Origin of the sequence: Streptosporangium lutulentum (assembly GCF_030811455.1) — a bacterium.
Classification (GTDB): Bacteria; Actinomycetota; Actinomycetes; order Streptosporangiales; family Streptosporangiaceae; genus Streptosporangium; species Streptosporangium lutulentum.
In genome coordinates this window covers 2852474-2875766 of record NZ_JAUSQU010000001.1, presented here as the reverse complement: position 1 = coordinate 2875766, position 23293 = coordinate 2852474, and the positions used below count along the sequence as shown (strand labels likewise).

Below are 23293 nucleotides of genomic sequence, written 5' to 3'. Positions count from 1 at the left end.
GCCGCGGCATCCCACGACCGGGCATGGGGGAATAGCATGGTTTGTCTCATAGTTGTGGAGCGAACGACGCAACGTGGGCGATCATCGCGTTCGTTGGCGGCTTCTAAGGAAACGGCATCTCGCCCGGCCCGAGTGGGATCGCATCGACTCGGCCGCCCTTGGCCTCGTCCGGCCGGGCAGGCTGGACGGCGAAGGCCACGGTACCTGCCGCAAGCCGTTCGAGCACTCAGACGAAGGAGCATAGTGATGACCGGAACGACTGAAGTCGCGATCCTCGCCGGAGGCTGCTTCTGGGGGATGCAGGATCTCATCCGCAAACGCGAGGGCGTGGTCTCCACGCGGGTCGGCTACAGCGGCGGGGACGTGCCGAACGCGACCTACCGAAACCACGGATCCCACGCCGAGGCGATCGAGATCGTCTTCGACCCGGAGAAGATCTCCTACCGGGATGTGCTCGAGTTCTTCTTCCAGATCCACGACCCGACGACGAAGGATCGTCAGGGCAACGACATCGGAACCAGCTACCGCTCGGCCGTCTTCTACACGAACGACGAGCAGAAGCGGGTCGCGGAGGACACGATCGCCGACGTCGACGCCTCCGGCCTCTGGCCGGGCAAGGTGGTCACCGAGGTCACGCCGGCCGGGCCGTTCTGGGAGGCCGAGCCTGAGCACCAGGACTACCTCGAGCACTACCCCAACGGCTACACCTGCCACTTCGTCCGGCCCGGCTGGAAGCTCCCGCATCGGGACGAGAAGATCAGCCGGTGACGGACGGGCGTCGCTGACGCTCCCCCTCCGCGGGGGAGCGTCCGCTTGGATCACGCCGGACCGCTGCCGCCGGGCGGTCCGGCGGCCACGGCGCGCGATACGCCGGGCCGCGGCCGCTTCCCCGGAGAACCGGCCGCTCAGCCGCGCCAGCCGCCCTCGTCCACCCCACCGGGCACCTCGGCCGCGGGGTCGTAGGGGGTCCGGGTGAAGACGAAGGTGTTGAGATCCAGGTGGCTGAGCGAGCCGTCGGCCCGGCGGACCACGCGTAGCGTCTCGCCGGCGTAGTAGCCGTCCAGCCCGAGCCAGGTCCCGTCGCCCTGGGCGGCGAACCGGGAGGCGCGGCCGGCGGCGTTGACCGGGTCGAGGGACACATCTCCCTGCGGCAGCAGCCGCAGCGCGTACGTGCTGGGCCCCCAGTACCACGGGCCGGTCAGCTCCAGCAGGCCGGTGTCGGCTCCGGTGGGCTCCCATTCGGCGGGCAGACGCGGCTCGTGCTCGTCGAGGATGGCCAGCAGCTCGGTCAGCAGGCCGCGGCTCATCCCCGAGGTGGAGTTGGCCATGAAGAGCACGCCCACCTTGTCGGCCGGGTCGGCCCACACGGTGGCCAGGAAGCCCGGCATGGAGCCGGTGTGCCCGGCCAGGCGGCGGCCGGCCGCGCGGGTGAGTTGCAGGCCCAGGCCGTACCCGCCGGTCCAGGCGTCGCCGTCGTCGACGATCGCGGGCTCGCGCATCTCGGCCACCGTGGCCGGATCGAGCACGCCGCCGGTGTCTCCGGCCACGAACGCCGCCCACCGGGCGAGGTCGGCGGGGGTGGACCACAGCTGCCCCGCCGGGGCCATGGCGACCGCGTCGTGCTCGGGCTCGGGCAGCAGCACGTCGGCCCACGGGTGTACGGCGTAGCCGGTGGCGTGCGGGGCGCGCGGCCGGGGCGTGGTGTCGTTCATGCCCAGCGGCCGCAGGATCTCCTGCCGTACGGCCTGCGCCCAGTTCATGTCCCTGTGCCGGGCGACCAGCTCGCCCAGCAGGCCGAATCCCAGGTTGGAGTAGTGGTAGCGGCGTCCCGGCCGGTGCCGGGCGGTCTCGGGGCCGAGCCGGGCGATGAGCTCTTCCACCGGCACGCCCGGGGTGCGCTCCCACCACGATCCGGGCGACTCGGCGCTCAGTCCGGAGGTGTGCGACAGCAGCTGGGCGACGGTCACCTCGCCGATCGGGATGCCGGGGATGTGCTTGGCGATCGGGTCGAGCAGGTCCACGCGGCCCTCGTCGCGCAGCCGCATGACCACGGTGGCGACCATGCTCTTGGTGATCGATCCGATCCGGTACTGGGTGGTCTCGGTGGGCGCGCTCCCCTCCACCCGGCCGCGTGAGCCGAACCAGGCGAGCCGCCCGTCTCGCACCACGGCCACGGCCAGGGACGGCAGCCGGGACTCGGCCTGCTCCACCGCGACCCTGCGCAGCAGCGCGCGGGCCGTACTCTCCAGAACCGGCGACATCAGATGATTCCTCCTCGGTATGACAAAGTCGCCTCAGATTAGTACCGCCGGGGTCCCGGCAGGTCAGCGGCAGGGGCGGAAGTCATACCAGCAGGCGCACCGCCGCGACCAGCGTGAGCGCCACCGTGACCCACTCGAAGACCTTCGGGTCGATACGGCTGATGATCATGCGACCGGCCGCCGCCCCGGCGAGGACGGCGGGAGCCGTCAGCGCGCCGAACGCCAGGGTGGCCGGGGTGATGAGACCGAGCGCGACGCTGAAGGGCACCTTGAACGCGTTGAGCGTGAGGAAGAACCACGCGCTGGTCCCGAGGAACCCCAGCATCGGCAGACCCGCCGCCAGCAGGTAGAGGGCCATGATCGGCCCTGCCGCGTTGGCGGTCATGGTGGCGAAGCCGGCGAAGACCCCCGCGAGGGCGGCCACCGATCGATGGTGGGCGAGCGAGGCGTCGGAGCCGCGGCGCCGGTTCCAATGGTGGACGATGAGGATCACCAGCAGGATCCCGCCGATGAGCCGTCTCATCTGCGCGTCGTCGGCCCAGCCGACGACGAAGGCACCGGCGACCACCCCCGCGACCACCCACGGGGAGAGCCTGATCAGCCTCGGCCAGTCCGCGTGACGGCGGTAGACGGTCACGGCGACCAGGTCGCCGACGAGCAGCAGCGGCAGCAGGACGCCCGTGGACTGCTTGGTCGGCAGGACGAACGCGAACAGCGCGACCGCCACCGTCCCCGCGCCGGAGACGCCGGTCTTGGAGAAGCCGACGAGGAACAGGGCGAGCAGCACCACCGCCCACTGCAGGGCGTCGAGGGCGGGCATCAGCCGCGCCGCCGATGGGCCGCCCGCGCGGGTGATCGGTGTCGCGGCAGGCCTGCGGACTTCATCTGCTGCCCGGCGGACGGCCGCCGGACGTGCGCGCGCTCAGAGGGACCGGTACATGATGTGCAGGCCGACATAACCCCTGGCCGGGTGACGGAAGCCCTCCGGCAGGGTCGCCAGCACCTCGAAGCCGAGCGAGCGCCACAGTGCCACCGCCCGGGTGTTGGTCTCCACGACGGCGTTGAACTGCATCGCCCGGTAGCCCTCGGCGCGTGCCCGGTCCAGGACGTGTTCGCCCAGGGCCCGTCCGACGCCGTGCCCGGCGTGATCGGGGTCGACCATGAAGCTCGCGCTGGAGATGTGCGAGGCGGGCCCCATGTGGTTGGGGTTCATCTTGGCCGTTCCCAGGACGGTCCCGGCGGGGTCGACGGCGACGACCGTGCGGCCCGGAGGCTCCAGGAGCCACATCGCCCGGGCCTGGTCCTCGCTGACGTCGCGATCCCAGGTGAAGGTCTCACCCGCGGCGATGATCCGCCGGAGGAAGGGCCAGATCGCCGGCCAGTCGTCGGACGTGGCGTCCCTGATGAGCATGAGGTCCAGCATGCTGGCCAGGATGAGGGATCGCAAATCGATTTAGCACGATATAAGGGGATTTGCGAGGGATGATGATGGCCCGGACATCACCCGGGCCATCATCACCGAGGTACGGCAGCGCTAGGACATGGCCACGGTGGTGCCGCCGCTGACCGGCGAGGCCGTGGCGGGCGACGGCCGGCCCTCACCCCATCCCCTTCTCAGCCGACCGGCACGGGCTGAGGGGCAGGTGGGCAACGACTGCCCACCTGCATCGAACCGGCCTCGCCCCATGAGCCATGTCATGCCCGTACGGACGTCAAGGGCAGACCGGGGCAACGCAGAATCCGGGTGGCGGGGTCGCGCCCGGGCCCGGCGCGACGCGCAGGACGATCACCCCGTCGTTGTAGGTCTGCGCCGCCGTCACCGACCAGCCGGGATCGACGCGGGAGGCGGGCACGTCATCCTCGAAGCGAACGCCCTTCTCGTCACCTGACAGCGGCCAGTCGAGGCCGTAGGCCACCTTCAGGTCGTGCTCGCGCACGACGCGCACCGCCTCGGCCACCGAACGTCCCTGCAGCTTCACCCCGGCCAGCGCCTCACCCGGCCAGCTCGCGTCGGCGGGGTAGGCGTACTTCTCACCGGGCTTCGCCGGGCGGCTCAGGCTGACCTCCGCAGGCCCGGAGATGTCCGCGGTGACGCGGAAGGCCGTAAGGCAGTTTTCGACCCGCTCGGGGCAGTTGCCCCCGGCGAACACCGCCTGTGCGTCGGGGTCGGTCTTCTCGAACCCGAAGACGGAGCCCGGCGGCATGTGCGGCGAGACGGGGCTCAGCGTCACCGTGAGGTTGTCCAGGCCGACCTTGTGGAAGGCCTTCCGCAGCTCGGCGGGGTCGGGATTCCCGTCGGTGAAGTAGAAGGCGTACTCGTCGCCGACGCGGTCGATCGTCACGGCCTGGCTGGCGTACACCTGCTCGGAGGCTTTGAACAGGGACGGCCCGACGACAATGCCTCCGGCCAGGACGGCGGCCGCGGCCAGGCCGAGCAGGGATCGGCGAGCGGAGGGCATCAGCCGTCGCCGGGCCGGGACGTGCTCCAGTACGACGATCTCCGCCAGCAGCGCGTCCGCCCCCGCGGTGGACGCCCGGCCGGCCAGGTCCTCATCCAGCACTGTGGCGATCTCGCCGGGGTCGAGCCCCTCCCACAGAGCCAGGGCCAGCAGCTCACGGTCGCCGTCGGCGAGCAGGTCCATGGCCTCACTCACACCGTCCTGCTCACCGTGGTCGGAGGGGGCGGCGTAAAGGTGTTCGATCTCGGCGGTGAGTTCGGTGTGCCGGGTGCGCCTGCGCCGCTCGCCGCGGCGGTGGTTGGCCAGGACCCGCCGAGCCACCCCGTACAGCCATAACGTGCCGCCCTCACCGTCGGGAGTTCGGTTATCCGCCGCCAGGCGATCACATAGGTCTCGGCCACAACGTCGGCCGCGTCCTCGGGAGAAGAACACCGCCGCACGGCGTATTAACTAATAACCCTTGAGTTCAGCTGGGCTTCTTTTGTCGCTCCAGCCCCAGGACCTGGGCTTATGAGCTGGCGCTCCGGCTTCTCCAGGTATTGATGAGATTTCAGGGATTCTGAAGGTCTATCGTTCTGGTCGTTCGTCTTGCTGTGAAGCTGAAGGCGAGGAGGCCGGAGTTGGCGCTGGCAGTGGTGAAAGATCTGCGGGTTGCAAGAGCTCCGGCGACGGCGGAGGATCTTGAGGCCCTGGAGACCGACGTGCTGGCGGGTTTCGTGCTGGCACGAGCGGCGGCGGGACTGTCGGACGGGACGATCTCTTCCGACGTGATGCACCTGGAGCAGGTGCGGGCCTGGTTCGGCCGGCCGCTGTGGGAGATGGATCCCTCCGACGCCGATACGTACTTCGGCAAGGTCCTACGCGTCACGGCGAAGGGCACCCGGCTGGCGCGGGCCCAGGCAATCAAGACGTTCTTCCTGTTCCTGGAGCTGCGGCACAAGGTCGAGATCCACCAGATGACAGGCAGAGTCGTCGAGTGCCCGATCGACGAGATGAACCGGCCCCGCGGCCATCAGCAGGCCAAGATTCGTATCCCGCCGACCGCCGAACAAGTCACCCGAATGTTCTCGGGCTGGCGGGAGGAATTGTCGACCTGCCGGAAGTTCGGTCCGGCCGCCCGGAACTACACGGCCTGCCGGCTGATGGCCGATGTCGGGTTACGCGTGAACGAGGCCTGCAAGCTCGACCTGGCCGACGTCAAATGGCATCTCGGCCGTTTCGGCAAGCTCCATGTCCGTCACGGCAAGGGCACCCGCGGCTCAGGACCGCGTGAACGGATGGTCCCGCTGATCAACAACGCGGGCGGGACACTGCGCTGGTTCGTCGAGGACGTGTGGGGCCAGTTCGGCGACGACCACACCCGACCAGGTGTTCCGCTGCTGCTGTCGGAGCGCAAGAACGCCGACGGCACCGTCTCCCGGGTCGGCGACGAGACCATCCGCGCCGCGCTTGCCAAGGCGGCCACGGCGCATCTGCCGGACTGGCCGGACGACATTACGCCCCATGTCCTGCGGCACTTCTGCGCCTCCCAGCTCTATCTGGCTGGGATGGATCTGCTCGCGATCCAGGAAGTCCTCGGCCACGCCTGGATCGCCACGACCATGAGATATGTTCACGTCCCTTCGACTCACGTCGAGGACGCCTGGCTCGCAGGTCAAGCGCGTGCGGCCACCAGATTGGAAGGACTACGGCGATGAGGTGGAACCTGCGCCTGGCGGCCGCCAACCGCGGCATCTGGAAGGCGTCCGAGCTCCAGCGGATGCTTGCCGAGTACGGCCTGAAAATGAGTGCTGGAAAGATGTCCGGGCTCTGGTCGGGCGAGCCGGCCAGCATCAAGCTCGACGACCTCAACGTCATCTGCGCCGTCCTCGGCTGCGGGGTCGAGGAACTCCTCATCGCCGAGCCCGACAAGGTCAAGCGCGTCGACGAGCAGGCCGAACAGCCTGCGGCGGTCTCAGCGGGAGGCCCGTCGGTGACGCCCAAGCGCAAGGACGGGCGGTCTCTGCCGCCGACGTGACCGAGATCGAGCCGACGCCGATGCTGCCTAGAAGCTGCACAGATTGCCTGGCCTGGGGCATGTTGTCCGCCCCGCGATGCGGGGCCTGCGCTTCGTTTGCCTTCCGCCTCCCGACCGGCCGCTGCACGGGATGCGGTCGCCAGCTGCCGCTGCGCGAGGGCTACTGCCGGTTGTGCTGGTGCCAGGCCCGCCTCGACGCGGAGACGAGCGGCCCGGCTGCCGGAGTGCGATCACTCCTTTCCCGAGGCAACTCTCACCAGCTCTTCTTGGCTCATCTGATTCCGCTCTGGGGCCGGAAGCGGCGGGCGAGCACCCGGATCCGCAACCCGAGCGGGCGGATCGGTCGCCCTCCCAAGCCGGTCCCCATCCCGGCAGCGCGTCCCCCGAGCCCGGGAACGCCATTGCGGCTGTTTGACCTTCCTCGTGACTACTCGCGGTTCGACGCGCGAGAGCGCCTCGGCCTGGACGACCCGCTGATGGCCTGGGCCCGCTGGACCATCCACATCATCGGCGAGGCCCGCGGCTGGAAACGCGGAGTCCGCGACGACATCGAGTACGGCCTGGCCGTGCTGCTGGCCGACCGGGTCGACGGGGAGCCCGTCCTGCACTCGGAGATGTCCCCCTTCCTGCGCAAGCGGGTGATCGGGGTCGGCCGCACCACCGACGTGCTCAAGCGCATGGGCATGTTCCGCGACGACCGGCGGCCCTCATTCGAGGACTGGCTCACGGGCCTTGGCCCCAAAATGTGGACACCAGCTGTCATGCGGCGAGCAGGACCCTATCGGACCGCTGCTCGTAGGTGATCGGGCTGAGGTAGTTCAGGCTGGAGTGCCTCCTTCGGGTGTTGTAGCGAGTGATCCACTTGAAGACCTCCAGGCGAGCCTGGCGGGCCGAGGACCAGCGTTTGGCGCCCTGCAGCGTCTCGCGTTTGAGAGTGGCGTTGAACGCCTCGGCGGCAGCGTTGTCCGCGCTTGTCCCGACGGCGCCCATCGACTGGCGAACACCGAACTCCTTGCACACGGCGGCGAAGTCGGCGGAGGTGTATTGCGCCCCGTGATCGGAGTGAAAGACCGCCCCGGCCAGGTCACCACCCCGCGTGGCGGCGGCTGCCCGCAGCGCGTCGGTCACCAGCTCGGTGCGCATGTGATCGGCGATCGACCAACCAGCCAGGCGACGTGAATGCAGGTCCAGCACCGTCGCGAGATACAAGAACTGTCCCTCACCGACGGGCAGATAGGTGATGTCGCCCACGTACCGCTGGTTCGGCGCGGCCGCGGTGAAGTCCCGCTTGATCAGGTCGGGCATCTTCTGATGGGAGGGCTCGGGCACCGTGGTGCGGACCCTCTTACGCAGATGCAGCCCGACGATGCCGAAGACCCGCATGATCCGCGCCACCCGCTTGTGATTGACCCGCCGGCCCGCATCGCGCAGCTCGGCAGTCACCCGCGGGCTGCCGTAGGTGCCATCGAAGTCGGCGTGGATCTGCCTGATCTCCGCCGCGAGCGCAGCGTCGGCCGCCGTCCGCACCGCCCTCGCCGGTGTGGCGGCCACCCACCGATAGAACCCCGACCGGGAGACCTCCAGCACTCGGCACAGTCGCTTCACCCCGAAGGCGTCACGGTGATCGGCAACGAACTGGAAGCGACTCACCAGTTCGTCTCCCCGGCGAAATACTTGGCCGCCCGCCGCAAAATCTCGCGCTCCAGCTCCAGTTCCCGGATCCGGGCCCGCAACTGCTTGTTCTCCTCTTCCAGCACGTTGCCGGAGGTTACCAATCCCGTCGGCGGCCTCTTCACCGAGCCCGTCTTCGGAGCAGTGCCGGCAGACCGCGCCTGGTGCACCCACAGGCGCAACGTCTCACGGTTGACGCCCAGGTCCTTGGCCACCGACGCGTACGTCCGCGACGGGTCCGACAGATACAACGCGACGGCGTCTGTCTTGAACTCAACTGAGTAGGCCTTCATGGCCACGAGGAACTCCTTGGTCTCCAGATCTCTATGATCTGGCACTCAAGATGTCCACACCTCGGGGTGAAGGCCCCACCGGCAAGCTCGACGGCCTTGCCCCTGGGATCAGCCGGGACGTCGAGGCCTGGCTGCGGATCCTGCACGACGGCGGCCCGCGCAACAAGGCACGAGCCCCGGCGACCGTCTATGGATACATGGGCCGGATTCGGCCGATCCTGCTGACCTGGTCCGACCGCTACGACCACCTCCGTGAGGTCACCCGCGACGACGTCCATGCTGCGCTCGATCAGCTTCATGGCCAACAACGTCGCCACGCCCTGATCTCGCTGCGGTCCTTGTTCTCTCGCGCCAGGAAGAACGGCGCGATCTTCCGCGATCCCACCCGCGGCCTCAAAGTCGGCCAGCACCCCTACGGAGTCCTGCAGCCGCTGCTCTCAGACGACATCGACCAGTCCGTCCAGGCCGCCATGACTCCCGCGGCCCGAGTCATGGTCGCGCTCGCCGGAGTCCACGCCGCCCGCGCGGCCGAGATGCTCGCATTACGCCTGGACGACGTCGACCTCGGCAACCGCCGCATCATCATCGCCGGACAAGCCCGCCCGCTCGACGACCTCACCCACCGGCTGCTCCTCGACTGGTTCCGCCACCGCGCCGCCCGCTGGCCCGACACCGCCAACCCGCATCTGCTCGTCAATCACATAACAGCCACGACCACGGCGCCAGCCAGCGGCCAGGGCGCCTCGCTCATCCTTCACAGGCAGGCCGCCACCTTGGAACGGCTGCGCATGGACCGGATCCTCGAAGAAGCTCTCGCCTGTGGTGGCGACCCGCTCCACCTTGCCTCGGTCTTTGGCCTCGACACCAAGACTGCGATCCGTTACGCCGACTCCGCCCGCGAGCTGCTCACCATGGCCGCAGAAGAACAAGACCCTGCGCATTCAGGCGAACCCAAGGGCTGAAACCATCCATGATGTGTGAAGACCTTTAAGTTCAGCCTGATGAACCTTCAGTTCGCATGAACTCTGGGGAATCCCGGGGTACGGCCGGAGTACGCCAGAAACACACCGCGTGGTGTCGGCGTCGCGTCTGACGTCAGCGCTTGCGTCGTCGGGCGGCGGGGTGGTGCTGGGGGTCGAGCTGCAACCGAACGGAAAACGGCGTTAGTGGGTCGGCCTGGCCGGAGTTATCGCCGTTCACCGTTCCGATACAGGTCGCCGCACTGCGGCGGTTAGCGGGTCCGGCGTCGTGCGGCGGAGTCGGCGTCGGCGTCGGCGGTGACCTGTGCGGAGGTCTGTTCTCCGAGTTGGACGTACCGGCCGAGGCTGCCCAGGTGCAGGTGCCGGGACTTGGCTTGGAGCTCGGGGGCGGTGCGGCCGTCGACGGCCAGGTGCTGGAGCGCGGAGTGCCGCAGCTGGTGGAGCGTCCACCCGGTCCCGTGCGGGTCGAGGGCGGCGGTGGCCTGCTTGAACAGGTATTCGGCGCGCGGGTAGGACAGCCGGCCGCGCCCGGTCTCCGGGCAGATATCGGCGGCCGCCGGGGCGCGCGATCCGGCGGCAGGAGCGCGCCGGTCGGCGAGGAAGAGCGGCCCGGTGGTGCGGCCGCGCAGGAGCCGGGGCAGGAGGCGGGCGTTGCCGGTGGCCCAGTGCACGTACTCGGTCGCTCCGCCTTTGGAGGTGACGCGGCCGCGCCGGAACTCCAGGTCCAGGTCCTCGATGTTCAGGGACAGGAGTTCCTCGGCTCTGGCCGCCGTTTCGTAGAGCATCCGCCACAGCACCCGCTCGCGCAGGCCGTGCCGGTCGTCGGTGAACAGCTTGTCCAGCCGGGTGCGCGGGATCGACCGGTCGCCGCGGCGGGCGGGCTTGCGCCGTTCCAGTCGGCGTCCCGGGTTAGTGGTGAGGATCTCCTGTCGTCCGGCCCAGGCGGTGAAGGAAGTGAGCGCGGACAGGTGCCGGTTCCAGGTAGCGGCCGCCGCGCCGTCCCACCTGTTCATCACCGCGGCGTAGTCCTCGGGCGTGAGCACCGCGGCGGGCCGGTCCCCGGCGAGCGTGGCCAGCCGGGCGAGGGTCTCGGCGTAGCTGTCACGGGTGGTCTTGGTCTGGACGGAGTCGAGGTACCGGTCGACGGCGACCGCGACGGACTCGCCGCCGGCGGTCTCGGCGGGCGGGGTGGGGAACGGCACGACCATCATCAGGAACCTCCCGCGCCGATGTGACACATAACATTGCCGAGTCGCCCTCGGCCCGCCGCTCGGCGAGCTGGGCCGGAGCACGGCGACGGAGGCCAGTGTGACAGGTAATACGAGTTCTCTGTCACATCTGACTGATAGTGGCGGCGAGCCTGACCTGCTGGTCCGGGGTTTTCGCACGCCGCCGGTCGCGGGCCCGCTCCGATCGGCTCAGAATTTCAGGCCTGGCCTGAAATTCTGCCGTCGCCCGCGGACACGTAGGAAGTGAAAGCCCGCAGCGTTCGGAAGGTCTGACGAGGATGACGCGTGAGTGAACAAGACGACCGGTCCCGGTTTGAGGCGGTGTACCGGCGAACCTATGAGCAGATCCTCGGATATGCCGTGCGGCGGTGTTCCTCTCCCGAGGACGCCGCTGATGTTGTGGCCGAGACCTATGTGATCGCCTGGCGGCGGATATCCGAGCTCCCTGACGGTGAGGCCGGCAAGCTCTGGCTGTACGGCGTGGCCCGGCGGGTCCTGGCCAACCACCGCCGCGGCGAGCGGCGCAGGCTCACCCGGCACGCCGAACTCACCGACGAGGTCGAACACCTCTACACCGCTCCCTCCCGCCACAGTGAGCGGGACGGCGTGGATGAAGCCATGGGCATGCTCGCCGACAGCGATCGTGAGCTGCTGGCCCTGACCCTCTGGGAGGGGCTCGACCCCGGCGAGATCGCCACAGTGCTGGACTGCTCGCGCAACGCCGCCCGTATCCGCCTGCACCGGGCCCGCAAGCGCTTCGCCAAGGCCCTGGAGAAGACCCGCCCATCGGCCGCCCGTTTCGCGTCACGGCCGCTCATCGAGAAGGAGTCACGGTGAATAACGACCAGATCTTCAAGGACCGGGCGAGGGTGCTGGATGAGGACCTGGCCGGCCGGGCGTCCACCGCGGGGGCGGACGCGCTGCTGGCGGAGATCGTCGTGTTGGAGCGCGTTCCGGCCCGGCGGCGGCTCCTGCTCTCTCCTGGCCGCGCTCTGCTCGGCCTGGCCGCGGCCGCCGTCGCGGTAGCGGTCATCGCCCCCGCGATGCTGTCTGACAGCACGGTCTCCGTCGCACCTCAGCCCAGCACGTCGGGGTCCGCGACGGCCGAACCGACTGCCCGGCAGATCCTGCTCGCTGCTGCCGTCGCCATGGAGAAGGCCCCTGCGAGCGGCGACTACTGGCGCATCGCGACCGTCAACCAGTGGATGTTGACCGACCCCACGCGCAGCTATGTGCTCGAGGGCAGTCGGTCCCTTGAGACGTGGCTGGCGAAGCGGCCGGATCTGCAGTACTGGCGCATCGGCCAGGATCTCGGCGTCAAGCCCGCGACCCCGCAAGACGAGGCGGCCTGGCGGGCCGCGGGCTCGCCTACCAGCTGGCGATACCCCAAGAACATGAAGACGGAGGAGCTGTTCTCCGTCCCGTCCAAGCCGCTGGAGGCAGCGGCAGGTGAGCGAACCGCCGAACGGCTTCACGGCAAGTGGAAGGGCTCGGCCGGCGACATGGCGGGGGACTCGGACTTGATGACCTGGAAGGAGGTGCGCGCGATCCCGAACGAGCCCGAGACGCTCCGGAACTACCTGGAAGAGCGCATCACCCGGCAGCTGACGGCGGACCCTGACCCCGGGACAGACGTAGAGGAGGCGACGGCGCATATCCTTCTGCGAGACTGCGTGAGCATCATCAGTGGCCTGCCGGCCTCGCCCGAGGTTCGTGCATCCGCGTACCGGATCCTCGCGTCTCTGCCCGGCATACGGGCCGAGGGGGAGATGACAGACCCGCTCGGCCGACGCGGGCAGACACTCAGCTATCAGGAGGAAATAGAGCCGGGCCTGTTCACCAAGGTTCAGCTCGTGGTCGATCCCAGCACCGGCCTGCTTCTTGCCGAGGTCAGGACGAACACAACCAAGCTCGCGAACGGACGGCAGGCGGAGCTGCGTCTCTCCACCTCCTACCAGGCGATCGGCTGGACCAACGAACGCCCAGAACTGCCCACGCATCGGAACTGAGTCGCTCACCAATCCGCGCGCGAGGGCCGGCATAGGGGTCGGCGGCGCATCGTCTTCTTAGTGATCACCGCCGCCAGGCGCTTGCCAGAGCTGGTGGCGGGCAAGTAGTTGGGCTGGTAAGCCGACGGCGCCGAGGCCACATCGTCGGGCACGACGATGTGCTGCCAGGTCGGCTCCTGGCGCGGTGGTGGCGGTGGTGGCCCGCGCACGGCGCGGTCCACCACCGCCTTCTTCAGGATCGCTGGGCAGGTGTCGCTGAGGGCTGGGGGTGCGGTGCCGGGCCCTCTTGCGCTCGTCTTCTTGCAGTCAGGCCGGGAACAGCACGCGGGGTTCGAGGTCGAGCCGGGTCGTGGGGTTCTGCTCCGGCGGGGTTAGGTCGAGCGTCCAGTTGCCGAACCGGCGCACGGTGTGGGTGATGTAGGGCGAGACGGTGGCCAGGTCGTCGAGGTCGACGGGGCGGCCTTCGGCGGCGATGTCGTTGGCGGCGTCGGTGATGTCGCAGGCGGTGGAGTAGATGACGCAGTTGGCGATCAGCTCGTTGAACTTCACCACCTTCTCCTGGTGGTCGGGGTCGTTGTGGCCGATCATCTTGCCGCCGAACATCAGCCAGTCGGCGAAGCCGTGGAAGGCCTCGTTGCGGTTGGTGACCTGGGTGATCTGCTCACGTAGCTGCGGTTCCGACAGGTAGCGCAGCAGCGTGATGGTGCGGATCGCGCGGCCGAGCTCGCGGAAGGCTCGATACAGGCGGTTCTTGCGGGAGTGGTTGCCCAACCGGCGCAACAGCGTCACCGACGACAGCCGGTTCTCCCGGATCGAGATCGCCGTGCGGAGCAGGTCGCTCCAGTGGTTCTCGATCAGGTCCCAGTCGACCGCGTCGTCGCCGAACAGCGAGTCGATGTGGGCGTAACGGGTTTTCTCGTCCGGCCGGTAGAAGATCAGGTCGTGCCAGTTGCGGATGCGGGGCAGCAGGTCGAATCCCAGCAGCGCGCCGAGGCCGAAGACCGGCAGCGCCTGGCCTTGGGTGTCGGCATGGATGGTGTCGGGCTGGATATCCGATTCGTTTCGCAGCAGGCCCTCAATGATGTAGACCGCCTCCCACACCCCGCACGGGATGAAGCGGCTGAACAGGGCGATGTAGGTGTTGGAGACGTGCCGGTAGGCGATGCCGCCGTATCCGCCGTACCGGATTGACGTTTCGGCCAGCAGGTTGTTCTCCCAGGTGTCGATCTGCGAGCCGTCGGCCGCGACCGTCTTACCGTCGCCCCATACGCTCGCCACGTCCAGCTTGGCGAAGGGGCCTTCACCCCGAGGTGTGGACATCTTGAGTGCCAGATCATAGAGATCTGGAGACCAAGGAGTTCCTCGTGGCCATGAAGGCCTACTCAGTTGAGTTCAAGACAGACGCCGTCGCGTTGTATCTGTCGGACCCGTCGCGGACGTACGCGTCGGTGGCCAAGGACCTGGGCGTCAACCGTGAGACGTTGCGCCTGTGGGTGCACCAGGCGCGGTCTGCCGGCACTGCTCCGAAGACGGGCTCGGTGAAGAGGCCGCCGACGGGATTGGTAACCTCCGGCAACGTGCTGGAAGAGGAGAACAAGCAGTTGCGGGCCCGGATCCGGGAACTGGAGCTGGAGCGCGAGATTTTGCGGCGGGCGGCCAAGTATTTCGCCGGGGAGACGAACTGGTGAGTCGCTTCCAGTTCGTTGCCGATCACCGTGACGCCTTCGGGGTGAAGCGACTGTGCCGAGTGCTGGAGGTCTCCCGGTCGGGGTTCTATCGGTGGGTGGCCGCCACACCGGCGAGGGCGGTGCGGACGGCGGCCGACGCTGCGCTCGCGGCGGAGATCAGGCAGATCCACGCCGACTTCGATGGCACCTACGGCAGCCCGCGGGTGACTGCCGAGCTGCGCGATGCGGGCCGGCGGGTCAATCACAAGCGGGTGGCGCGGATCATGCGGGTCTTCGGCATCGTCGGGCTGCATCTGCGTAAGAGGGTCCGCACCACGGTGCCCGAGCCCTCCCATCAGAAGATGCCCGACCTGATCAAGCGGGACTTCACCGCGGCCGCGCCGAACCAGCGGTACGTGGGCGACATCACCTATCTGCCCGTCGGTGAGGGACAGTTCTTGTATCTCGCGACGGTGCTGGACCTGCATTCACGTCGCCTGGCTGGTTGGTCGATCGCCGATCACATGCGCACCGAGCTGGTGACCGACGCGCTGCGGGCAGCCGCCGCCACGCGGGGTGGTGACCTGGCCGGGGCGGTCTTTCACTCCGATCACGGGGCGCAATACACCTCCGCCGACTTCGCCGCCGTGTGCAAGGAGTTCGGTGTTCGCCAGTCGATGGGCGCCGTCGGGACAAGCGCGGACAACGCTGCCGCCGAGGCGTTCAACGCCACTCTCAAACGCGAGACGCTGCAGGGCGCCAAACGCTGGTCCTCGGCCCGCCAGGCTCGCCTGGAGGTCTTCAAGTGGATCACTCGCTACAACACCCGAAGGAGGCACTCCAGCCTGAACTACCTCAGCCCGATCACCTACGAGCAGCGGTCCGATAGGGTCCTGCTCGCCGCATGACAGCTGGTGTCCACATTTTGGGGCCAAGGCCCAAGGCGTTGATGACGTCCGCACACGCTTGGTCGATCTTGGTGGCGGTGGTGTGCTTGTTGCCCGCCAGCGACAGCTCGTGCACGCTCACCGTGCCGCGCATGTGCGCGGCGACTTGGGCCGGGCCCAGCAGCGTCCCGTAGGCAAACGCGGTCAGCACGTACCGGGCCATCGCGTTACGGATCTTCGGGTCGGAGCCGGAGGCGGGCCCGAAATGGCGGTACCAGCCCAGCAGGTAAGCGGTGCGGGTGAGGATGTCCAGCAGCGCACGCTGCGGCAGCCGATCATGGATGGCGGCCTCCAGCTCCAGCGCCTGGGGCCGCCGGTCGGCCCCCTTGCGGCGGCGCAGCACCGGCCGGCCGCCCTCCAGCACCAGATCGGTGTTGCCCGGGTACCCGACGTCAACCACTGCGGCTATGGCGGACAGCTTGTCGCGGTAGTGCGCGGTCAACGCGCTCGCCTCGACCGGGATACCCGCCTGAGCACAGAACGCCGGCACCAGCGGCCGGCACTCCTCCCACGACATGAGCTGATCGTGCAGATTGGCGAAGGAGTCCGACCCGGCCACGGCGATGTCGCCGGAGCGCAGCTCGGCCACCAGGTAGGAGAACACTCACACCTCCAGATGGCGGCGCACCAGCATCCCGGGCCGATTCTTGTCCCGCAGGACCTTGCGCCACTGCCCGGAGGCGAAGGCATCGACGTTGATCTTCAAGGTGGCTGTGACCGGATCACCCGCAGGGTCGGGCCGCTCCACCGTCATCTGCTCGGGCACGAACGCGGCCTTGGCGCCACGCAACGCGCGCAGGAACTCCACCGCCTCCAGCACGCTGCGCTCGGCCGTGGTGGCCTCCAGCTCGATCGCCTCGACCAAGGTGAACAGCGCCGCGCGGTGGGAGCGATAGTGCTGATCCAGCAGCGGCAGGTAGTTGTTGCCATGGTGCGCCGAGATCGCCTCATGTGCGCCAGCCAGCGCCTCCACGCCACCGGCCCGCTCCAACGTCTTCAGCACCAGGTGCCCGGCCCGCTCCGCGACGTCATGCGCCGCCACCGGCGCCGGTGAGGCTTCACCGGCCGCCGGGTCACCACTGCCTGCCGGGACCAGGGCGTCGCGCACCACGGACAGAACGTCGCCGAACACCTCCAGCAGGCGCTCGGACTCCGCCCGATGGGCTTCGCGCAGCGCCTCCAGGTGATCACGGCCCTTCTTGTGAATGGCCGCCATGCGCTTGCAGAACATGGTCACCACGTCATCGCGGACGCCGGTAGCGACCGTGTGGACGAAGCTCACCAGCAGCGTGAACCGCTTGTCCTCGCCCACCTTGCGCATGTCCGCAGCGTCGGTGACCCGTGCCTCCCCAGCGAAATGCGCGACCTTCCCCGGCGGCACCGCCTTCAGCCACGTCCCGGTCGCACCGATCGCATCGATGTCGCCCAGCAGCGCCAGCCGCTCCTTGAACTTGCCCAGCGACGCCGCCTGGGCCACGTCCTTCAACCGGTCGAACTCGCTGCGCCGACTGACCGGATCCACCACCAGCAGACGGGCCAGCCGCGCCCGCGCCGCCGCATCCAGCCGCCCCGCAACCGCCTGGAAGAACCCGGTGTTCACCTCGGCGCGGATCGCCGCGGTCATCGCGTCCAACGTGGTGTAGCCGGGTAACTCACATCGAGCGCGGACCAGTTCCTCCAGCGCCACGTTGATCAGGTCGGCCGGGTTGTCCTTGGACTGCACGGCCTTGCGCACGGCCTCCTCGGCGATCCGCCGGACCCGGGCCGCCTCATATGACACACCCATGCGCTTGCGAACGAAAGCCCGATGGCGACTGGCCGTCATGGGCGCAGCCTGCCGCAGCTCCACCTCATCGGCCAGCCCCAACGCCCCGCGCACATGTTCGGACACGGCCGCCGGCACCTCAGCGATCTTCGGGAAGTACCCCAGCCGCTGGTAAGACTTCAGCCACACCACCAACATCAACAGATGATGCTCATCCTGGGTGTGGCCGCGCGCCCAGCTCACCTCGGTATCGGTCGGTGTGAAGTTCTCCACCAGCTCTCGCGCCGAGACCACGCGCGCGAAGCGTGGATACGCGGTTCGGTCTATCGAGGTCACCAGTAACCTCCCAGACCATCATCAACATGACGACGCCCACCCTAACGATCAGCCGTCAGGCCGCGGTGTGTTTCCGTCGTATTCCGGCCGTACCCGTATCCGAGGAGTTGCTCATAAGTTCGCCGGTACGCCGTCTCGAACCGGGACCGGTCGTCGTGTTCACTCACGCGTCATCCTTGTCAGACCTTCCGAACGCTGCGGGCTTTCAGTCCCTACATGTCCGCAGGCAACGGCAGAATTTCAGGTCAGGCACGAACGACTGAGCCGAGCGGAGCGGGCCCACGACCCGCGCCGGCTCGACGTCCGCCGGGAGACCCGCCCGGATCGGTCCACGACCGCGCACCGCCCCGGGCGGTGCGCACACCTCATCGGCCGAGGTCCGCGCCGGCCAGCGAGAGCACAGCGCTGAGCGCGGCGGAACCGTCGAGGAGCGCTTGGGAGCGAGCCGTGATGCCGGCGTCCCTGGCGGCCAGCGCGGAGACGACGTCCTCCAGCCGGCGGGCGCGCCGCAACTCCGGCATGAGGGCCCGCAGGGGGGCGATGCGGTACCCGGCCCTGCGCAACTGGTGAACGATCCGCGCGTCCCGCACCTGGGCCGGTGCGTACCGTCGCGTTCCCCGCGCGGGGTCGCGGTCAGGGACGACGAGCCCCTCGGCGTCCCAGTGCCGCAACGTCGAAGGGCGCACGCCGAGGGCGGCGGCGAGTTCGGAGACGCTCATCGCGTCCGACGCGCGCACGTCTTCGATCGGCTCCCCGGAGATGGCCCGGGCGGCCTCCTCGGCCTTCCTCAGTTCCGTGCGCTCCGCGTCGAGCCGGGCGTGCGCCGCGTCGAGAAGGGCAAGCACCCGCGCGAGGGGGAACCGGTGGACGGCCCGGACGATCTTCTTGGCCTCGACCGGGCCCACGCCCGCCGCGAGGGCACGGTAGGCCAGCGCGGACCGCAGATGTATCTCCCCGTAGATCCGGTAGCCCGTGGCCGTGCGCGTCGCCGACGGCAGCACACCGTCACGCTCAAGGTTGCGCACCTGTTGAACGGAGCACCCGGCGCGCCGCGCGACATCGACAGTACGCATGTCCCGTGATTTGAGACCTGACACCCCGAAACCCCTCAGTCTCAGCCTCAAAGTCTCCACAAGCACCTTAATGCAACGCTGGAGCACATGACCATAGACGAGATCATCGGCTTCACAGACGGCCTCGACGGCGTCCTGACCTTCCGCTCGGAACCCGGCGACGGCTCGCCGGAGGTCAGCTGGGGCGACACCTTCTTCTACTACTCACCTGACGGCGTCGTCCCGGCGGCGACCCAGCCCTTCGCGACGATCGTGACCAAGAACTACCCCGGAGACGAGGCGTCGCGCCTGGACCGGCCGGACACCTTCCGCGTGAACATCTCCGCCGGGAAGGAGGCGTTCATCCGGTGGGCCGGTCACGCGCCACGCGAACCGGCCACCGTCGAGGTCGACCCCGGCGCCGCCGACACCGTGATCGCGCACCCCGTCTACGGCGCCGTCGGCTGGCTGGCGGTGGTGAACCCGGGCCCGCGGACCGAGGAGACGACCCGTGAGCTGCTTCATGAGGCCTATCGCCTCGCACGCTCGCGCCATGAGCGGCGAGCGGGCGCGAACCAAAGGTGACCTTCGATCGGCATCGGCGGAGCCGCCGGTGCGCGGCTCCGCCGATGAACCTCGGGGGGAGCCGGTCAAGGCGCCCCGAGGTCGGCCCGGTCAGCGACGGGCCACCACCGCCGCGTCGTACCGGCCGCTCAGCTGTCGCTCTTCCAGCCCGTGCAGAAGCTCGCTCCGTTGAACCGGACGCACGCGCGCATGTGATACCCCTTGTGCAGCAGGTCGTTGGAGAAAATGTTGTTGAAAGGACCGCACTGCGTCCAGTTGGCGCCCCCGTCGGAGGACCGGTCGACCCACGTCTGGTCGCCGGAGCGGTAGCCGCTGCGGACGGCGGCGAAGGAGTGATCGCTCAACCGCTGGTTGACCAGCGCGACCCGCACCGTCCGCCCGCCGTGCGTGACCGTCCGCGAGATGACGTCGTGATTCGCGATGCTGTTGCCGGGGAAGCTGCCGCAGTTGGTGTCGGCCGACGCCGCCGGCGCCGTCACGGCCAGCACCGGGAGTGCCAGAAGCGCCCCGGCGAGAACGGTGAGCCCCCGGTTGCGGATACCTGACATGGAAAACCTCCTGTAGATGAACGGAATAGCGCCGAGCAGTCCTTCGACCTCGGGCAAAAAGATAAAGATCACCGGTTTCCCGGTGGTTTCCCGATGGTTTCGCGGCCGGCGACGCAACCGTTCCCGCGGCGGTCGCCGTGGTGCTCCCGCGGGCCGCGCGAAGGGTGTCACCCACTTTCCTTTTCCGAGGTGGCGGCCGAGCTGAAAGTTTCACCTGCGGCCGCGCTCGTGGAAGGGAGCGCGCGCCGGGTCGTCGCAGCCCACGAGGGGTGCGGTGGGCGCCGATCCCTCCCGGGAGGAGCGGGGCGACCTTCTCGCGATGGCGTCAGGGCCGGATTGCCGATATGTGATGAGGGTTGTGAAAGCGCTTTCCCAATGTCGTGGTCCTTTCCGTACCGTGACCGGTGAAGCGCGTCGATTCGCTCACCGTAGGGAAGAGCATGTCCGGACCCTCACGATCGCCCCTTCGCCGCTTACGCGTGATCTGCTCGGCGGCCGTGGTCGCTCTCGCGGCGACCGCGACCTCGGTCGTCGTCGCGCAGGCCGCCGCGGCCGGCTGCCGCGTCGCCTACTCCGTCTCCACCCAGTGGTCGGGAGGGTTCACCGGCACCGTGACGGTGACCAATCTCGGCGACCCGATCAACGGCTGGAGGCTGGGCTGGGGCTTCACCGCCGGTCAGCAGGTGACCCAGGCCTGGAACTCCACGGTCACCCAGAGCGGCACCCAGGTGACGGCCGCGGACGCCGGGTACAACGCCGCGCTGGCCACCGACGCCACCGTCTCGTTCGGCTTCAACGCCTCGTGGAACAACACCGCCAATCCCGTCCCGGCGGCGTTCACCCTCAACGCCGTGGCCTGCACCGGCTCGACCGGCCCGACCCCCACCGTGACCCCGACGGTGCCTCCCACCGTGCCTCCCACGGTGCCGCCGACAGCGCCCCCCACGGTGCCCCCGACGGTGCCGCCGACCCCGGCCGGTGACTCGCGGCAGGTGGAGGACCTCGACCGGGGGCTGATCAGCGCCCGGTCCGGCAGCGGCAACTTCGTCGCCTGGCGGCTGCTGGGCACCGACCCCGCGGAGGTGGCGTTCAACCTGTACCGCGGCGCGACCAAGGTGAACGCCTCGCCCATCACCGGCTCCACCAACCACTTCGACGGCGGCGCCGCGGCGGACGCCTCGTACACCGTGCGCCCGGTGATCGGCGGCGCCGAGCAGGCCGCCTCCGAGTCCTCCCTGCGCTTCACCGGCGGCGCCTACCTCGACGTGCCGATCCAGCCCCCGGCGGGCGGGACCAGCCCGGACGGCGTCGCCTACACCTACGCCGCCAACGACGTGAGCGTGGGCGACCTCGACGGTGACGGCCGCTACGAGATGGTGCTCAAATGGGACCCCTCCAACGCCAAGGACAACTCCCAGTCGGGCTACACCGGCAACGTCTACGTCGACGCCTACCGGCTGGGCGGCGGCCGGATGTGGCGCATCGACCTCGGGCGCAACATCCGCGCCGGTGCGCACTACACGCAGTTCCAGGTCTACGACTACGACGGCGACGGCAGATCCGAGATCGCGATGAAGACCGCCGACGGCATGGTCGACGGAGCAGGAAGGGTGATCGGCAACTCCTCGGCCGACCACCGCAACTCCAGCGGCTACGTCCTGGCGGGCCCGGAGTACCTGACCGTGTTCAGCGGCCAGAACGGCGCCGCGCTGTCCACCGTGAACTACGACCCGCCCCGCGGCACGGTCTCCTCCTGGGGCGACTCCTACGGCAACCGCGTCGACCGGTTCCTGGCCGGGACCGCCTACCTGGACGGCCGGCGGCCCAGCCTGATCATGGCTCGCGGCTACTACACCCGGACCGTCGTCGCGGCCTGGGACTTCCGCGACGGAGCCCTGACCCAGCGATGGAAGTTCGACTCCGCCGCCTCGGGGAACTCCGCGTACGCGGGACAGGGCAACCATCAGCTCTCGGTCGCCGACGTCGACCGCGACGGCAGGGACGAGATCGTCTACGGGGCCATGGCCCTGGACGACAACGGCCGGGGCCTGTGGAACACCGGTCTCGGTCACGGCGACGCGATGCACGTCGGTGACCTCGACCCGTCCAGGACGGGCCTTGAGGTGTTCAAGGTCGACGAGGACGCCTCCAAGCCCAGCTCGTGGATGGCCGACGCGCGCACCGGGCAGATCCTGTGGCAGACCGCCGCCGGCGGCGACAACGGCAGGGGAGTGTCGGCCGACATCTGGTCCGGCAGCCCCGGAGCCGAGTCGTGGTCGGCCGCGGGCGGGGCCGGGATCCTCAACACCCAGGGCCAGAACGTGGGCCGCAAACCCTCCTCGATGAACTTCCTGGCCTGGTGGGACGCCGACCCCGTGCGCGAGCTGCTCGACGGCACGCACATCGACAAGTACGGCACGAGCGGCGACAGCCGCCTGCTGACCGCCGGCGGGGTGCACTCCAACAACGGCACCAAGTCCACCCCGGCGCTGTCGGGCGACCTGCTCGGCGACTGGCGGGAGGAGGTGGTCTGGGCGACCTCCGACAACACCGCCCTTCGCATTCACACCACCACCGCGGTCACCACTCAGCGGATCTTCACCCTCATGCACGACGTCCAGTACCGCACCGCGATCGCCTGGCAGAACACCGCCTACAACCAGCCGCCGCACCCGAGCTTCCACATCGGCTCCGGCATGGCGGCCCCGCCCAGGCCGAACGTCTACGTCCGCTGATCTCCTCGATCACCCCGAACCGCCCTCGGCCGTCGCGACGCACGATCGACGAGGGTCCTCATCCACCGGTCCCGGCCGGAGCCGCGAACCCGTCGAGGTCGAACAGGCCTCGACGGTGCCGAGCCCGTCGAGGCCCCGTCGAGCGTGTTGGGCCCCGTCGATCATCCGGAGTGTCCCGGCCGGGGAGGTTGTCGCCGAACTTTCAGCGGTTCGGCGACGATCTCACCCGGCGGCGAGCTTATCGGGGTGCCGTTAACGGACGTGTCGCCAACCGCCAAATACGGGCGGCCCCTTAACTGACCTGCTGTAATGCCCTGCCGCTTCGGGCGTATCCAAAGATATGGAGCGTCCGCCGTTAGGCATGGATGAACTGGTCGACCACTGGACGGTGCTCAGCGACGAGGCCGACCTGGTCAACGCCAAGCACGAGAACACCCGGCTGCCGTTCGCGTTACTGCTGAAGTACTACACCCAGCACGGGCGTTTCCCTCGTGGCCGGAGCGACTTCCCCGACGAGGTGGTCGACTACGTCGCGCGCCAGACCAAGACGTCGCCTGGCAGTGTGGGCCTGTATGAGTGGTCGGGCCGGACGATCGAGCGACACCGCCGAGAGATCCGCGATCATCTCGGTTTTCGGGAGTGCTCGGTCGCCGACGCCGACAAGCTGATCGACTGGCTGGCGGTCAACGTCGCGCACGCCGAACGGCAGTCGGACCGGGTTCGTGAGGAGCTGCTCAAG

Annotated in this window: 21 protein-coding genes and 1 pseudogene; 11 read left to right on the top strand and 11 right to left on the bottom strand. The window is 68.9% G+C overall.

The window, feature by feature from the left end:
- Nucleotides 1–246: 246 nt before the first annotated feature.
- Entirely contained in the window at nt 247–768 is a 522-nt protein-coding gene (gene msrA, locus J2853_RS12730) for a peptide-methionine (S)-S-oxide reductase MsrA (protein ID WP_307557601.1), read from the top strand.
- 137 nt (nt 769–905) lie between these two features.
- Here the strand turns inward: msrA and J2853_RS12725 are convergent, their stop codons facing one another.
- The 4 genes from J2853_RS12725 to J2853_RS12710 all read right to left on the bottom strand — a co-directional run bounded on the left by J2853_RS12725 (nt 906) and on the right by J2853_RS12710 (nt 5041).
- Complete coding sequence (locus J2853_RS12725) at nt 906–2261, bottom strand: serine hydrolase domain-containing protein (protein ID WP_307557598.1); 1356 nt, start codon at nt 2259–2261, stop codon at nt 906–908.
- 82 nt (nt 2262–2343) lie between these two features.
- Nucleotides 2344–3081: a sulfite exporter TauE/SafE family protein gene (locus J2853_RS12720; protein ID WP_307557596.1), complete on the bottom strand. Its 738-nt coding sequence runs from the start codon at nt 3079–3081 to the stop codon at nt 2344–2346.
- A 102-nt stretch (nt 3082–3183) separates the two neighbouring features.
- Entirely contained in the window at nt 3184–3684 is a 501-nt protein-coding gene (locus J2853_RS12715) for a GNAT family N-acetyltransferase (protein WP_307557594.1), read from the bottom strand.
- 289 nt (nt 3685–3973) lie between these two features.
- Nucleotides 3974–5041 (bottom strand): hypothetical protein, encoded by a 1068-nt coding sequence (locus J2853_RS12710; protein WP_307557592.1) that lies wholly within the window; start codon nt 5039–5041, stop codon nt 3974–3976.
- A gap of 299 nt (nt 5042–5340) precedes the next feature.
- Between J2853_RS12710 and J2853_RS12705 the strand changes: the two genes are divergently transcribed.
- The 3 genes from J2853_RS12705 to J2853_RS12695 all read left to right on the top strand — a co-directional run bounded on the left by J2853_RS12705 (nt 5341) and on the right by J2853_RS12695 (nt 7540).
- Nucleotides 5341–6417: a tyrosine-type recombinase/integrase gene (locus J2853_RS12705; protein ID WP_307557590.1), complete on the top strand. Its 1077-nt coding sequence runs from the start codon at nt 5341–5343 to the stop codon at nt 6415–6417.
- A complete protein-coding gene (locus J2853_RS12700; protein WP_307557588.1) occupies nt 6414–6737 on the top strand; it encodes a helix-turn-helix domain-containing protein in 324 nt (107 codons plus the stop codon). The genes J2853_RS12705 and J2853_RS12700 overlap by 4 nt, the downstream gene beginning before the upstream one ends.
- Nucleotides 6738–7138: 401 nt before the next feature.
- Nucleotides 7139–7540 (top strand): hypothetical protein, encoded by a 402-nt coding sequence (locus J2853_RS12695; RefSeq protein WP_307557586.1) that lies wholly within the window; start codon nt 7139–7141, stop codon nt 7538–7540.
- On the opposite strand, the gene J2853_RS12690 is transcribed toward J2853_RS12695, so the two are convergent.
- Nucleotides 7497–8707, bottom strand: a protein-coding gene (locus J2853_RS12690) for an IS3 family transposase (protein WP_307568558.1) whose coding sequence is annotated in 2 segments (ribosomal slippage) — nt 7497–8398 and nt 8398–8707 — 1212 coding nt in all. Because the reading frame shifts where the segments join, the coding sequence is not laid out codon by codon here. The genes J2853_RS12695 and J2853_RS12690 overlap by 44 nt on opposite strands.
- 44 nt (nt 8708–8751) lie before the next feature.
- Here J2853_RS12690 and J2853_RS12685 point away from each other — a divergent pair.
- Nucleotides 8752–9663, top strand: a complete 912-nt coding sequence (locus J2853_RS12685) for a site-specific integrase (protein WP_307557584.1) — start codon at nt 8752–8754, stop codon at nt 9661–9663.
- A gap of 269 nt (nt 9664–9932) precedes the next feature.
- On the opposite strand, the gene J2853_RS12680 is transcribed toward J2853_RS12685, so the two are convergent.
- On the bottom strand, nt 9933–10892 hold the full coding sequence (locus J2853_RS12680; RefSeq protein WP_307557582.1) for a site-specific integrase: 960 nt from the start codon (nt 10890–10892) through the stop codon (nt 9933–9935).
- 303 nt (nt 10893–11195) lie between these two features.
- On the opposite strand from J2853_RS12680, the gene J2853_RS12675 reads away from it, so the two are divergent.
- Complete coding sequence (locus J2853_RS12675; protein WP_307557580.1) at nt 11196–11747, top strand: RNA polymerase sigma factor; 552 nt, start codon at nt 11196–11198, stop codon at nt 11745–11747.
- Nucleotides 11744–12919 (top strand): CU044_5270 family protein, encoded by a 1176-nt coding sequence (locus J2853_RS12670; RefSeq protein ID WP_307557578.1) that lies wholly within the window; start codon nt 11744–11746, stop codon nt 12917–12919. The genes J2853_RS12675 and J2853_RS12670 overlap by 4 nt, the downstream gene beginning before the upstream one ends.
- Nucleotides 12920–13225: 306 nt before the next feature.
- On the opposite strand, the gene J2853_RS12665 is transcribed toward J2853_RS12670, so the two are convergent.
- Nucleotides 13226–14239, bottom strand: coding sequence for a Tn3 family transposase (locus tag J2853_RS12665; protein WP_307557576.1), 1014 nt, complete (start codon nt 14237–14239; stop codon nt 13226–13228).
- Between the two features lie 44 nt (nt 14240–14283).
- Between J2853_RS12665 and J2853_RS12660 the strand changes: the two genes are divergently transcribed.
- Nucleotides 14284–15494, top strand: a protein-coding gene (locus tag J2853_RS12660) for an IS3 family transposase (protein ID WP_307568558.1) whose coding sequence is annotated in 2 segments (ribosomal slippage) — nt 14284–14593 and nt 14593–15494 — 1212 coding nt in all. Because the reading frame shifts where the segments join, the coding sequence is not laid out codon by codon here.
- Here the strand turns inward: J2853_RS12660 and J2853_RS12655 are convergent.
- The 3 genes from J2853_RS12655 to J2853_RS12645 all read right to left on the bottom strand — a co-directional run bounded on the left by J2853_RS12655 (nt 15451) and on the right by J2853_RS12645 (nt 18707).
- Nucleotides 15451–16137, bottom strand: a complete 687-nt coding sequence (locus J2853_RS12655) for a Tn3 family transposase (RefSeq protein ID WP_307557574.1) — start codon at nt 16135–16137, stop codon at nt 15451–15453. The genes J2853_RS12660 and J2853_RS12655 overlap by 44 nt on opposite strands.
- Complete coding sequence (locus tag J2853_RS12650; protein ID WP_307557572.1) at nt 16138–17634, bottom strand: DUF4158 domain-containing protein; 1497 nt, start codon at nt 17632–17634, stop codon at nt 16138–16140.
- A gap of 365 nt (nt 17635–17999) precedes the next feature.
- A complete protein-coding gene (locus tag J2853_RS12645) occupies nt 18000–18707 on the bottom strand; it encodes a MerR family transcriptional regulator (protein WP_307557570.1) in 708 nt (235 codons plus the stop codon).
- 87 nt (nt 18708–18794) lie between these two features.
- Here J2853_RS12645 and J2853_RS12640 point away from each other — a divergent pair, with 87 nt between their 5' ends.
- Nucleotides 18795–19271, top strand: a complete 477-nt coding sequence (locus J2853_RS12640) for a DUF6194 family protein (protein WP_307557568.1) — start codon at nt 18795–18797, stop codon at nt 19269–19271.
- A 128-nt stretch (nt 19272–19399) separates the two neighbouring features.
- Here the strand turns inward: J2853_RS12640 and J2853_RS12635 are convergent, their stop codons facing one another.
- On the bottom strand, nt 19400–19819 hold the full coding sequence (locus tag J2853_RS12635) for a hypothetical protein (protein ID WP_307557566.1): 420 nt from the start codon (nt 19817–19819) through the stop codon (nt 19400–19402).
- 440 nt (nt 19820–20259) lie between these two features.
- On the opposite strand from J2853_RS12635, the gene J2853_RS12630 reads away from it, so the two are divergent.
- Both J2853_RS12630 and J2853_RS48145 read left to right on the top strand, forming a co-directional pair.
- Complete coding sequence (locus J2853_RS12630) at nt 20260–22554, top strand: rhamnogalacturonan lyase family protein (RefSeq protein WP_307557564.1); 2295 nt, start codon at nt 20260–20262, stop codon at nt 22552–22554.
- A gap of 340 nt (nt 22555–22894) precedes the next feature.
- Nucleotides 22895–23290: pseudogene (locus J2853_RS48145) on the top strand (DUF4158 domain-containing protein); the annotation flags it as partial.
- Nucleotides 23291–23293 lie beyond the last annotated feature (3 nt).